Annotated in this window: 17 protein-coding genes; 13 read left to right on the top strand and 4 right to left on the bottom strand. The window is 61.5% G+C overall.

The window, feature by feature from the left end; genetic code table 11:
• From ACWNC0_RS12615 to ACWNC0_RS12555, 13 genes are all read left to right on the top strand, one after another.
• Positions 1-258 carry a hypothetical protein gene (locus tag ACWNC0_RS12615; protein WP_449471994.1) on the top strand — a complete coding sequence of 86 codons (258 nt, stop codon included), beginning with the start codon at positions 1-3 and terminating at the stop codon, positions 256-258.
• A gap of 172 nt (positions 259-430) precedes the next feature.
• The gene (locus ACWNC0_RS12610; protein ID WP_449471993.1) at positions 431-1,249 is read left to right on the top strand and encodes a DNA adenine methylase; all 819 of its coding nucleotides are present in this window, start codon (positions 431-433) and stop codon (positions 1,247-1,249) included.
• 72 nt (positions 1,250-1,321) lie between these two features.
• The gene (locus tag ACWNC0_RS12605) at positions 1,322-1,618 is read left to right on the top strand and encodes a hypothetical protein (protein WP_449471992.1); all 297 of its coding nucleotides are present in this window, start codon (positions 1,322-1,324) and stop codon (positions 1,616-1,618) included.
• Between the two features lie 145 nt (positions 1,619-1,763).
• Positions 1,764-2,300, top strand: a complete 537-nt coding sequence (locus ACWNC0_RS12600) for a phage baseplate assembly protein V (RefSeq protein ID WP_449471991.1) — start codon at positions 1,764-1,766, stop codon at positions 2,298-2,300.
• Between the two features lie 8 nt (positions 2,301-2,308).
• Positions 2,309-2,650: a GPW/gp25 family protein gene (locus ACWNC0_RS12595; RefSeq protein WP_449471989.1), complete on the top strand. Its 342-nt coding sequence runs from the start codon at positions 2,309-2,311 to the stop codon at positions 2,648-2,650.
• A 15-nt stretch (positions 2,651-2,665) separates the two neighbouring features.
• Positions 2,666-3,841 carry a phage tail sheath subtilisin-like domain-containing protein gene (locus ACWNC0_RS12590; RefSeq protein ID WP_449471987.1) on the top strand — a complete coding sequence of 392 codons (1,176 nt, stop codon included), beginning with the start codon at positions 2,666-2,668 and terminating at the stop codon, positions 3,839-3,841.
• Positions 3,842-3,882: 41 nt separating this feature from the next.
• The gene (locus ACWNC0_RS12585; protein WP_449471986.1) at positions 3,883-4,395 is read left to right on the top strand and encodes a phage major tail tube protein; all 513 of its coding nucleotides are present in this window, start codon (positions 3,883-3,885) and stop codon (positions 4,393-4,395) included.
• A 58-nt stretch (positions 4,396-4,453) separates the two neighbouring features.
• Positions 4,454-4,762 (top strand): phage tail assembly protein, encoded by a 309-nt coding sequence (locus ACWNC0_RS12580; protein WP_449471985.1) that lies wholly within the window; start codon positions 4,454-4,456, stop codon positions 4,760-4,762.
• A gap of 8 nt (positions 4,763-4,770) precedes the next feature.
• Complete coding sequence (locus tag ACWNC0_RS12575; protein ID WP_449471983.1) at positions 4,771-4,902, top strand: GpE family phage tail protein; 132 nt, start codon at positions 4,771-4,773, stop codon at positions 4,900-4,902.
• Positions 4,902-7,379: a phage tail tape measure protein gene (locus ACWNC0_RS12570; protein WP_449471982.1), complete on the top strand. Its 2,478-nt coding sequence runs from the start codon at positions 4,902-4,904 to the stop codon at positions 7,377-7,379. The genes ACWNC0_RS12575 and ACWNC0_RS12570 overlap by 1 nt, the downstream gene beginning before the upstream one ends.
• A 14-nt stretch (positions 7,380-7,393) precedes the next feature.
• Positions 7,394-7,807 (top strand): phage tail protein, encoded by a 414-nt coding sequence (locus ACWNC0_RS12565; RefSeq protein WP_449471980.1) that lies wholly within the window; start codon positions 7,394-7,396, stop codon positions 7,805-7,807.
• Positions 7,804-8,814 (top strand): contractile injection system protein, VgrG/Pvc8 family, encoded by a 1,011-nt coding sequence (locus tag ACWNC0_RS12560; RefSeq protein ID WP_449471979.1) that lies wholly within the window; start codon positions 7,804-7,806, stop codon positions 8,812-8,814. The genes ACWNC0_RS12565 and ACWNC0_RS12560 overlap by 4 nt, the downstream gene beginning before the upstream one ends.
• A 164-nt stretch (positions 8,815-8,978) precedes the next feature.
• Positions 8,979-9,626, top strand: a complete 648-nt coding sequence (locus ACWNC0_RS12555) for an outer membrane protein (RefSeq protein ID WP_449471977.1) — start codon at positions 8,979-8,981, stop codon at positions 9,624-9,626.
• Between the two features lie 283 nt (positions 9,627-9,909).
• Here ACWNC0_RS12555 and ACWNC0_RS12550 read toward each other — a convergent pair whose 3' ends face one another.
• The 4 genes from ACWNC0_RS12550 to ACWNC0_RS12535 all read right to left on the bottom strand — a co-directional run bounded on the left by ACWNC0_RS12550 (position 9,910) and on the right by ACWNC0_RS12535 (position 12,353).
• Entirely contained in the window at positions 9,910-10,353 is a 444-nt protein-coding gene (locus tag ACWNC0_RS12550) for a hypothetical protein (protein WP_449471976.1), read from the bottom strand.
• A gap of 86 nt (positions 10,354-10,439) precedes the next feature.
• Positions 10,440-10,730: an STAS-like domain-containing protein gene (locus tag ACWNC0_RS12545; protein ID WP_449471975.1), complete on the bottom strand. Its 291-nt coding sequence runs from the start codon at positions 10,728-10,730 to the stop codon at positions 10,440-10,442.
• Positions 10,731-10,734: 4 nt separating this feature from the next.
• The gene (locus ACWNC0_RS12540) at positions 10,735-11,502 is read right to left on the bottom strand and encodes a hypothetical protein (RefSeq protein ID WP_449471974.1); all 768 of its coding nucleotides are present in this window, start codon (positions 11,500-11,502) and stop codon (positions 10,735-10,737) included.
• 332 nt (positions 11,503-11,834) lie between these two features.
• Positions 11,835-12,353, bottom strand: coding sequence for a DUF2939 domain-containing protein (locus ACWNC0_RS12535; RefSeq protein ID WP_449471973.1), 519 nt, complete (start codon positions 12,351-12,353; stop codon positions 11,835-11,837).
• Between the last annotated feature and the right edge of the window lie 209 nt (positions 12,354-12,562).

Genomic DNA, 12,562 nt, shown 5'->3' with positions numbered 1-12,562 from the left:
ATGACCGAACTGACCTATAAAATCGGAACCTTCAACGCGGACACGCGCGCGGTTCCCGTAACCTTCACCAGCGGCGAAATCGAGCATAAGCGGGACGTCAACGCGGTGCTGAAAGACGACGGCACCTATGACAAGGTTGGGACGAAGGCCCGCGTCGAGGATGTGGCGCGTGGCGTCGCGCACAAGATCGGCCTCGGCGTCATTACCGTGCCGCAGCCGGAACGCGAACTGCCAGCAGCGGAAGAACCCGCCGAATAATGACCAGCGGCGGCTATGAACGCCGCCGATCCCCCTTTACGGAGGGGGCTTTGGATGTCCCCACATCCTCAAAGCCGCGAGCCTGCACTCGCACTCTCAGGGCAGCGCGCCTGCCCATTTCGAGTTCCCTCCGTGGCCGAGCCATGGAGGGACATCGTGCAGGATTTCCAACATGTCCACCCCTTTTGTTCTCATCCGTCCCGTTTCGCCCGTCGCCGGTTACATCGGCGGAAAGCGCAATCTTTCCAGGCGGATCTGTGCCATCATCGACAGCATCCCGCACAGCAGTTACGCCGAGCCATTTGTAGGCATGGGCGGCATCTTCTTGCGCCGGTCGCGCCGCCCGCGCGCCGAAGCGATCAACGATATTTCCGGCGACGTCGTGACGCTTTTTCGCTGCCTCGCCGAGCATTATCCCTATCTGGTCGACATGCTGCGATTCCGCGTGGCAAGCCGCGCCGAGTTCGAGAGGCTGCTGGGTCAGGATCCTGACCGCCTGACGGATCTGCAGCGCGCGGTCCGCTTCCTCTACGTCCAGCGCCTCGCCTTTGGCGGCAAGGTCAAGGGCCGTGGTTTCGGCGTGGATGCGGCCTCGCCTGCCCGGTTCGACATCAGCAAGATCGAGCCGTTGCTGGCCGACGTCCACGAACGGCTGCAATCCGTCGTCATCGAGCGCCTGCCCTATGCCGATTTCATCCGCCGCTATGACAGGGAAGGCGCGCTGTTCTACCTCGACCCGCCTTATTGGGCCTGCGAACGCGATTATGGACCCGACGTTTTCAGCCGTGCCGACTTCGCCGCGCTGGCCGAGCAGCTGGCCGGGATCAAAGGCCGGTTCCTGATGTCGCTCAACGACAATGACGGCGTGCGCGAAACCTTCGCCGCCTTCTCCATCGCCGCGATCGACACGACCTACAGCGTCGGCGGCAAGCCCACCAAGGCCGGGGAAGTTCTGATCAGCAATTTTCAGCTGCCCGCGAACGACCGCTGACCCTCTTTCGCATTTGAGTGTCGCGCCCCATATCTGGGCGCGCGCTCAATGCGCTGAAACATAAGAGGGAAGTTGATGACGCCGAATGTAGTTGGGAACGCCATTATTCGCCACAGTGAGACGGGCGAGGAATTTTCGATCAGCCGCGATGAACTGGATTGGGATTGCGAATCAGAGGATCGCAATATGGGCGCGGAGCATCATTACTCTGCGACGGTTTCGCACCCCGATCTGGGTGACCTGACATGGAGCATTTGGGAATACCCGGAAGGCGTCATGAACAATACCGAAACCGACGCGAATGGTCATGTGGTAGTTAAAGATTTCGGCCTTTCGTTGGATCATGAGGAAGACGAACCGTTCGCATGACGTCCTGACAGGCGCCAAGGGCGTTGCGGCTTCGCTAGGGAAGCGACCGTCGTCAGCCCGTAACCGGCAACGCCCTGCATTTGGATAGCAGCCTGTCCAAATGCAGGGACGCGAAAGCGGGAAGCGTGCGCGCCATGGTCCGCGCATGGCCAAGACCCAAGATCCCGAACAGCAGGTCGGCGAGGCGATCCAGTATGGCGTCATCGCCTCTGTCGATTATGCCAATGCCACCTGCACCGTCACGCTGGGCGATCTGACCACTGGCGAACTGCCATGGGTCGCCCAGCGCGCGGGCGGGACGCGCTATTGGTCGCCGCCCTCGGTGGACGAACAGTGCGTGGTGCTGGCCCCGGAGGGCGATCTGGAGAATGGGCTGGTCGTTCTCGGTCTCTTTTCTGACGCTAACCCGCCGCCTTCCAACGACCCCGACGTGGTTCAGATGGATTTCCCCGATGGCGCGTCGTTCAGCTATAACCATGCGAGCCATGCCCTTGCTGTGACGTTGCCCGCAGGCGGCACGGCCACGATCGACGCCCCCGGCGGCATGACGATCAATGGCGACGTGACAGTGAACGGCACTGTGACCGCGACCACTGATGTTGTCGGCGGCGGCAAAAGCCTCAAGGGCCACAAGCATGGCGGTGTGCAGGCTGGCACTGCCCAGACCGGAGCGCCGGTCTGATGGCGGGCATGGCGCGATCTTCCGGCAAGGTTCTGGAAGGGCTCGAACATATCAAACAGTCGGTGACCGATATCCTTTCGACGCCGATTGGCACGCGCGTGGGCCGCCGCGAATATGGCTCCCTGCTGCCTGACCTGATCGACCAGCCCATGACCCCCACGAACATTCTGCGTGTCTATGCGGCGTCGGCAGTGGCGATCTCGCGCAATGAAGACCGTCTGCGCCTGCGCCGGGTCAGCCTCGCCGCCGGGGATCGGCCCGGCAATGCCACCATCACCATCGACGCGGACCGGACCGACACCGCCGCCGCGAACGCTCGCGCTCGCCTCGTCCTGCCCCTCACTCTCTAGCCCAAGGAGCCTGTCATGTCGTTCAAGCATGGTATCACCGTTACCGAGATCGAAACCGGCGCTCGCACGCTGACCGCCGTTTCCACCGCCATCATCGGCTTGGTCGCCACGGCCTCCGATGCCGACGCCGCCGTCTTCCCGCTCGATCGCCCCGCACTTATTACGGACATTGAAACCGCCATCGGCAAAGCGGGCGTGCTGGGCACGCTGGCGAAGTCGCTGCGGGCCATTGCGGACCAGACCCGTCCGGTTGTCGTCGTGGTCCGTGTGGAGGAAGGTGCGGACGCAGCCGAGACTGCGAGCAATGTCATCGGCACCACCGACGCCGAGGGCCAGAAGACCGGCATGCAGGCGCTGCTGGCCGCACAGGCGCAGCTGGGCGTCAAGCCGAAGATCCTCGGCACTCCCGGCCTCGAAACGCAGGCAGTGACCGCTGCGCTGGCCGTGGTGGCGCAGAAGCTGCGCGGCTTTGCCTATGCCCGCGCGATCGGTGAAACAGTCGCCAGCGCCGTGCTCTATCGCGCCAATTTCAGCGCGCGCGAACTCATGCTGCTGATGCCTGACTTCGTCGCCTGGGACACGACGGCGGATGCCAATGTCACCAGCTATGCCGCCGCGCGCGCCATGGGCCTGCGCGCGCTGATCGACACCCAAACCGGCCCGCACAAAACCCTGTCGAACATCCCCGTGCAGGGCGTCGTGGGCCTGACCAAGGATATTCATTGGGATATCGAGGATCAGGACAGCGAAGCGGGGCTGCTCAATGCGGCGGAAGTGACCGCACTGGTCCGCACCGATACCGGCTATCGCTTCTGGGGCAACCGCACCACGGCAGAGGCGGAAAGCCTGTTCGCCTTCGAAAGCACCGTGCGCGTGGCGCAGCTGCTCGCCGATACGATCGTCAGCGGCATGATGTGGGCGATCGACAAGCCCCTGACCCCCGCGCTGGCCAAGGACATCATCGAGACGATCAACGGTTTTTTCCGCCAGTTGAAGGCGCAGGGGATCATCCTTGGCGCGAACGCATGGTTCGATGAGGCGAACAACAGCACGGCCAGCCTCAAGGCGGGCAAGCTGCGCATCGACTATAACTACACCGTACCGCCGCCGCTGGAAGATCTGGGCTTCAACCAGCGCATCACGGACGCCTACTTCGCCGACTTTGCGAGCCAGCTGGCCGAAACGGTCTGATCCCGCCCCGCCTTCATCCCCTCAATACATAGGAGTCAGCGATGGGACTGCCCCGCATCCTCAAGAACATGAATTTCTACAACGAGGGCTTCGCCTATGGCGGCGAAGTCAAGACCGTCACCCTTCCGAAGCTGACCCGCAAGATGGAGGGTTATCGCGGCGGCGGCATGAGCGGCGAAATCCAGATCGACATGGGCATGGAAGCCATGGAACTGTCCGCGTCGTTCGGTGGCCCGGTCCGTGATGTCCTGCGCCAATGGGGAACGCCCACGGTGGACGGTGTCTACCTACGCTTCGCCGGTTCCTATCAGCAGGACGACAGCAGCGCGATCGACACGATCGAAGTCATCGTGCGGGGGCGCTATTCCGAGATCGACCCAGGAGATCAGGAAGTGGGCGAGGCTGGTGAATTCGGCATCACGATGGCTGTCGCCTATTACAAGCTGGTCTGGAACGGACGCACTCTGATCGAGCAAGACCCCATCAACATGGTGGACATCGTGGACGGCGTGGATCGCAGCGCCGAACTGCGCGCCTCCGCTGGCATGTTCTGATTCCCAGCGGCCCGGCCCACGTCGTCGGGCCGCTTTCCCCTAATTTTCGGAGAGCATCATGAGCGAAACCACTGCCCCCCTGTTCCGCACCGTCACCCTCGACGCGCCGATCGTGCGCGGCGAAACAACGATCGAGGAATTGAAGCTGCGCAAGCCCCGTTCCGGCGAACTACGCGGCCTGTCGCTGGTCGATCTAGGCCAGCTGAAGGTAGACAGCCTCACCAAGATCCTGCCGCGCATCTCCATGCCTACCCTCACCGAAGCAGAGGTCGGCAATATGGACCCGGCGGATTTGCTCGCCTGCGGTGCGGAGATTGGCGGTTTTTTGCTGCAGAAGTCGCAGCGTGCGGCTGTCCTCGATCAGTAGATGACGCGATGGCGGACGTGGCGATCATCTTCCATTGGTCGCCCGCCGTCATGGACAGCATGGACCTGTCCGAACTGATGCGCTGGCGCGAACAGGCCGCCCGTCGATCGAAACCCCCTGAAAAGCCCGGAAAGCGATAATGGCGGACAAGAACCTTCGGCTGCAGATCATCCTTGAGGCGCTGGACAAGGTCACGTCGCCCCTGAAATCCATCACTGGCGCGTCGTCCGCCGCGCGCCGCGATCTGGCGAAAACGCAGGATGAACTGAAATCGCTGGGCGCGCTGCAGAAACAGATCGGCAACTACAAGTCTGCGGAATCGCGCTTTGCCAACGATACGCGCCAATATCAGGAGCAGCAGGGGAAGCTGACGCAGCTGCGCGCCCAGCTGGAGGCGACGGAAAAGCCGACGAAGAAGCTGCGAATGGAATTCGAGCGGGCGGAAAAGCAGTCCGCCCAGCTGGCGGCGCGGCTCAATCACGGCGGCGCGGAACTGCAGCAGCTGTCCGCCAAGCTGTCCGCCGCCGGTGTCGATGTCATGGATCTTGCAGGGCATGAGGATCGTCTCGCCAATCGCACCGCAGAGGCGAACCGCGCCCTTAAACAACAGACCGCGCAGCTGGAGAAGGTCGCCCAGGCCAACCGCAATTCGGAGAAGCTTACCGAAGTAAGCCAGAAGGCGACCGGCATGGGCCTCGGCATGGTCGCCGCTGGCACGGCTGCCGGTGCGCCGATCGTCATGGCGACCAAACAGGCGATGACGCTGGAAAGCGCCATGGCCGATGTCCGCAAGGTGGTCGATTTCCCGACGCCCCAAGCCTTCGCCCAAATGTCGAATGACATTTTGGAGATGAGCACGCGGATCCCGATGGCGGCGGAAGGCATTGCCCAGATCTTCGCCGCCGCTGGCCGCGCCAACGTCCCGCGCGAAGAACTGATGAAATTCGCGGAAGACGCAGCCAAAATGGGCGTCGCCTTCGACAGCACTGCCGAAGATGCGGGCAACACCATGGCGAAGTGGCGGTCCGCGTTCGGCTTGCCGCAGGATGGCGTGGTGGCGCTGGCCGATCAGATCAACGCCCTGACCAACAGTTTCGGCGGCAATGTCGGCGCTGTGACTGATATGGTGACGCGGATCGGCCCCTTGGGGAAGGTCGGCGGCCTCGCTGCGGCGCAGATCGCTTCCATGAGCCAAGTCCTGTCCAGCGTCGGTGTGGAATCAGAGATCGGCGCGACCGGCATCAAGAACATGATGCTGGCGCTCACCAAGGGCACGTCGGCCACGAAATCGCAGCAGGCCGCGTTCAAGGCGCTGGGGCTGGATGCCGTGCAGATGTCGAAGGACATGCAGAGGGACGCGGGCGGCGCGATCACCAACGTCCTTGAGCGGATCCAAAAGCTGCCGAAGGAGGCGCAGGCCGGGATGCTCACGGACCTGTTCGGATCGGAAAGCGTCGCGGCGATTGCGCCGATGCTGACCAGTCTCGACCAGTTGAAAACGAACTTCGCCATGGTCGGCGACAGGAGCAATTATGCTGGCTCCATGAACAAGGAATTCCTGTCGGCCATCGCCACCACCGAAGGGGCGACCGGGCTGGCGGGCAATGCCCTGTCCGCGCTCAACGTCACCATGGGCCAGTCCCTGCTGCCCACCGTCGTCAAGGTGTCCGGCTATATCCGCTCGGCGGCTGTGGCGGTCCGTGGGTGGGCACAGGAACATCCCGTGCTGGCGAAGGGCATCATGGTCTTCATGGGCGCGGGGGCCGCGCTGCTGATCCTGCTCGGCGGCCTCGCGCTGGCCTTCGCTGCCCTGACCGCCGCAGCCGCGCCGCTGGGCATCGCCTTGGGGCCATTGCTGCTGATCGTCGCGGCCATCGCTGCCGTCGCGGCGGCGGCCTATCTAATCTACGATAATTGGGGTGCGATCTCGGCATGGTTCGGCGGCTTGTGGGAAAGCATCAAGGCCATGGTCAGCGGCGCGATCGCCTTCCTGATCAATGCCTTCCTGACCTTCTCCCCACTCGGTCTGCTGATCCGCGCCTTCATGCCCGCGCTGGCCTATCTCCAGTCGCTCAATTTTACCGAGATCGGCCGCAACCTGATCCAAGGGCTGATTAACGGCGTGGTCGGGATGCTCGGCGCGCTAAAATCCACCATCCTCGGCGCGGCCAGTTCCGTCGCCAACTGGTTTAAGTCAAAGCTGGGCATCCATTCGCCATCCCGCGTTTTCGAAGGGCTGGGCGGCTTTGTCATGGCCGGGCTGGAGCAGGGGCTTGCCAGCAATACGGGCGGCCCGCTCGATCGCATCGCTGAACTGTCTGACCGGATGACGAAAGGCTTTGCGGCCAGCCCGGTCATTCCGCGGATTATGGATCTGTCCGGCCAGATGGCGAGTGCGATCGGCGTGGGCACTGCCGGGGCGGCCATGGCCGTCGCATCGCCCGCTGCGGCCCAACAGCCAGCCACCAGCCCCGCCGCCGCTGCCGTGCAGAACCATTACACCATCCAGGTCACCGTGACGGGCGGCGCCCAGGGGCAGGACATCGCTGAGCAGGTCCGCGAGGCGATCGAGCAGATCGAGCGCGATCGGCGCGGGCGCGGCTTCGCCGACGACTGACAAGGGGACGTAAGATGCACTTGATGGCTTTGGGCATGTTCCTGTTTGAGATCGGGACGCTGCCCTATGATGAAATGCAGCGGAAGTCGGGCTGGCAACATGCCCGGTCCCCGCGCGTTGGCGCGCGCGACGGGACGCAGTTCACCGGCCCCGGCGATGACGCGTTCAGCCTTTCGGGATCCGTCTATACCGAAATCGCCGATGGCCGCGCATCGCTTGAGGATCTGCGCAGCATGGCGGACGATGGCGAAGCGCTGCCGCTGGTCGACGGCACGGGGACCGTCTACGGCAACTTCGTCATCACGGCGATTGATGAGCGGCACGCCTTCCTGATGTCCGATGGCCGCGCCCGTCGCATCGACTTCGGCATAGATCTGCTGCGCGTGGACGATCCGGCAGCGGCCAATAACGCCCAGGCATCCAAATGAGCGAGCAGATCAGCAATATCGCGGACTGGCGCGTGACGCTGGACGGCAAGGATATGTCGGACCGGCTGCGCCCGCGCCTCGTCTCCCTTTCCCTGTCCGAAAAGCGTGGCGATGAAGCCGATCAGCTGGACATCGTGCTGAGTGACACGGATGGAATGTTGGGGATCCCGAAAGAAGGCGCGGTGCTGGCCGTGCAGCTGGGCTGGAAACAGGGCCGCGACGTCGCCACCGGACTGATCGACAAGGGCAGTTTCAAGGTGGACGACGTTTCGCACAGCGGCCCACCCGATCAGATCACGATCAAGGCCCGCGCAGCCGACTTCACCAGCCAGATCCGCAACCGCCGGGAACAGAGCTGGAAGAACACGACGCTGGGCGCGGTGTTGAAAGACGTCGCTGGCCGCAATGGCCTGACGCTCAAGGTGGCGAAGGATCTGGCGTCGATCGCGCTCAAGTCGATCAGCCAGAGCCGGGAAAGCGATATCGCATTCCTGCGCCGCCTTGGCCGGGAGAATGACGCCGTGGCGACGATCAAGGACAAGCATCTGATCTTCGCGCGGAAGGGCGCGGGCACCAGCACCAGCGGCAAGACGCTGCCGACACTGACGATTCGCCGCACCGATGGCGACCGCCATAATTGGCAGCGGCAGAAGCGGGACGGTCAGGAAGGCGTGACGGCCAGCTGGCACGACAAGAAGGGGGCGAAGCGGCAGACCTTCACCGTGGGCAAGGCCGATGGCGCGAAGAAGCTGCGCAAGGTCTATCCCGACGAGGCGTCGGCGAAGCGCGCGGCGATTGCGGAGCGGGACCGGCTCAAGCGGGCACCGGCGACCTTTGACATGAAGCTGGCGCTGGGTCGCGCCGACGCCATCCCCGAAGCCCGCGTGAAGGTCAGCGGTTATAAGGATGAGATTGACGCGGCCACATGGCTAATCTCGGAAGTGACGCACCGGCTCGACAAGGCGGGCGGCTTCACCACCGATGTGAAGATGGAGACAGCTCCTTAAAATTGAGTGTGGCGAATCTGCAACATTTCTAGAACAACAGGATGCGGCAGCGATTTATATCGTTGCGTATATAGTCCTTAAATGGATAAGCGCCGCGACGCGCATGAGATAAAAGATAGCGCGGTCGCAGAGTAATATTGCGATATTCAATGAGGGATTTAAACATGAAGAAGTTTTTTGTTGCAGCCTCGATGATTGCTGCAGCCGCTTCCACGCCAGCATTTGCTGAAGTTTTTTCGGGTCCGTTCGTCGGCGCTCAGATCAGCCGCGACGCTTATGAAGTCAAGGCGGAGGAAACCGACCTCGGCTTCGCCGACCTGTCGTTCGACGGGATCAGCGCGAACGGTGTCGGCGGCGGCCTGTACGTCGGCTATGATTATGCCCTGACCAACAGCATCTTCTTCGGCGTTGAAGCGAACGCCAACCTGTCGAGCGCCAGCGCCTCGATCAATCTCACCGATGGCGTTGACAGCATCGGTGGCAAGGTCCGCGCTCGTGAATCTTTCGGCCTGAGCGCGCGCCTCGGCACGATGCTTTCCGACAGCACCGGTATCTACGCGCGTGGTGGCTGGCAGTCGACGAAGTTCAAGCTGAGCTACAACGACGGCGTCGACAGCTTCACGTCGAAGGACACGCAGGATGCCCTGGTTTATGGCGCTGGCCTTGAAACCCGCCTGGGCGCGCAGACCTCGGTCCGCGTTGAGTATCTGATCGAAGACTTCGGCAGTGCCGGTCTGAACAGCGATCTGGGCACGAACGGCCTCCGCGTCGACAACAACAAGCTTTCGCTCGGCGTTTCCTACCGCTTCTGAGCTTCTGTTTTGCACTGAAGTTTCACAGTCTTCGCAGTGCAGGTGGCCGCCCTCTATTTGAGGGCGGCCATTTTTTTCATTCGGGCTTATCTACTGGCGAGGCCACACATGGAACTCTCGCTGAGCCGCGCCGACGCCATCCCCGAAGCCCGCGTAAAGGTCAGCGGCTAAAAGGATGAGATCGACGCGGCCACATGGCTGATTTCGGAATTGACGCACCGGCTCGACAAGGCGGGTGGCCTCACAACCGACGTGAAGATGGAGACCGCGTCGTAACTACGCATCAGCCGTCTTTGGCGACAAATAGCACAGAGAGCAAAGGGATGTAGCGCATCCATTGGTGGCGGCGATTGGGTTGAAAATGGCGATAGAAAGCGTTGTCGATGGCAGAAACTAGATCCTGCAGGCTGCCAGCTACATCGGCCATCCGCCCTTGATCGTCCGGCGTGCGTTTTCGTGCCTTCTTTTCGAAGTCACCGCCTGTAGCTGCTTGACGAACATCAGCCATGACATCGCTCGGGATATCCAAGCCGAGGGTCGTCAGGATCTGTATGTGGCGGGCGAGATTTCCGACCTCCGCTTTTAGCGTGACGGCGGCCGCACCCGCGGCCCTCTGGTTGCACAAAAGCCAATATTCATGTGCCGCTTTGCGAACAGCCTCGCATGTAGATTTAGCATCTTTGACGTACTCCCGCACCTCTTTGCGGAATTCCCGTCGATCCGTCATGCGGGCGACGACGAACCACCCAGCGATCGTGACGATCGCGGTGAAAAGAAATGAGAATTTGAGCAGCGCCTCTGCTTCTGGAATAGTTATTTCCAGTAGCTGCGAATTTCAGTTTCCAAGGAAGGATCTCTGCTTTTGAAGGCTAACTTCCTCATCAAGTCGCTAGCAGAAAAGCCCAGGCGTACGAGCCCGCCAAATGCTTCCTCAAGAAATGACGAGCCAATGCCGCGTGTACCATCGAGATCAATCAGTAATCGTTCATGCCGTTGAAGCCCCGGCACAAGAAAGTCGCGCCTGAAGCGCTCACCGGAGTTTGGACCGTCAGAAATGAACCTGCCCGCTGGGGAGCGGGAAAAATCCGTGGCAATGCTGATCATACCCTCATCCATCCGAGTCGCTGCCCGCCGCTCCTATCGGAACTCGCCAAGATATCAACGTTCCAAGCAATTCGCTCCTATAAAATCCGCTCGTCTGCTCGCCGGTATCCATGCTGCGACTAACATGGCCCTGGCCGCTAAAAATCACAACGCCACCAACGTCGTTTTCCTGCACAGCGTTCCATATCTGGGGCAATCCCTTCCCCCTATGCTCCTCGCCAGTTGATGACTCCCCAATGACCAGCGCGGTTTTTATCGCGCGAACATCGGGAGCATCACCGGTAAAGAACTCCTCGAATTTTTTCAGCAGAGCGCGATCCCATCGGCCGGGCATCGAAAGTGATCTCGCGATGCCGATCCCAAGGTCGCATATGAGAACATGCAGTTGGCCTTCATCATCTTCACAAGTGAACATCCACCAGCGGCGTTCCTTGAACATGCCGCACCCATCAGCGCGCTCGCGGGCATATGCGTGATGCAGGCTGTTGATCACGGCTTCGGACAGCCCGATATTCATTTTTTCGATCAGCGCAGGCGTCAACTGACCTTCATATTCATAGAGCACGTCTCCCGGCCTGTTATCGATCCGCGTACCGGTCGCGTAGCGCCAACGGCGCACGGTGTCATGAAACGACGATTTGTCAGAATGAATCTGCGGGTGTTCCAATCTTTCCAGCAGGCCAACTTGATCAAGGACCTGCTGTACGATCTGCCCCTCTTCATCTTCCCCCATGGGCAAGCGGCATCGCATCGCCTGATGGCTCTGCCCCATGCGCTGCGCCCTATCTATCTCGGCGACAGCAACCAGCATTCCAGGCGCACGGCATAGTCGCGTCCGGCTAAAATCTAGAAGCACGTTGTTTCGCTTTACGAGATACTCATCTCGCACTGACTTACAGAAACGAAGCGTAGGGGTCCGCGTCACAAAGTTGTTAAGGTCGAACACCTCTGGTGCGAAGATGCGAACGAACTCACCGTTGGGCCGCCGCTTAGCCATCGTCCAGCGCCGCTTTCCCCCTAGCCGCGCGTGCCGCTTCTCACGCTGACGAACTTTTCGCCTAGCGCGACGCCAACGGACTGCCGAGCGTGCTTCAAATCTGAGTTTCATGCGTCGGTCGACACCCGAATCTCAGTCATCTTCCACCCCAGTCCATCACGCTTGAAGATGAGCGACGAACCGGTCTTGTCCTCCTGATTGACCAGGCGGAACTCCGACAACCCTACCCGCTCCATCTCCAAATTCTTCACACGCACGCCGATCTTGCCCTCTTCCGGCTTTGGCTCAGGCGCATTGGCGAACACTTCCCGCATCGCTGTCGGCGTCACCAGCGCCTCGACAATGCCGTCGACCATGTTGACGGCGAACGCGGCGCCCAGGGCAGCGAACGGATTATCGTCCTTCACCTTCATCATCTCGGCGGCCATCTTGGCTTTCATCTGCTCCTTCAGCGAAGCGCGCAGAGCGGGGAAGTCGATGTAGCCGGCCAGCTTGTCGGCATCCTTCTCCTGCGCGGCCGTCTGCATCTGGTGCAGCGTCCAACGGGGCGAGCCGAAATACCAACCGGCGCCCAACAGCACCACCACGAGCGCCGCGATTGCGACGTAGAGCTTTGACTTCGACATGCTCCCCCCTGAGCCGATCGGCACGACAGACGTGCGAGATTACCGAACAGTCCGTAAAGCGACGATTAAGTCCCTGTCCATAATCATTTTTGCATCACGTCGAGCTTGCGTCGGGCACTGCCCTATCGGATATCCCGCTCTATGGGGGAAGTTCACAAGTTCAGAAGACGACCGACGAACCGCAAGCCTTCGCGGCATCAGCCGGTCTA

Source organism: Sphingobium chungangianum (assembly GCF_977014255.1).
Note: the sequence above shows the minus strand (reverse complement) of the source record. Positions and strands in the feature narration are given on the sequence as shown.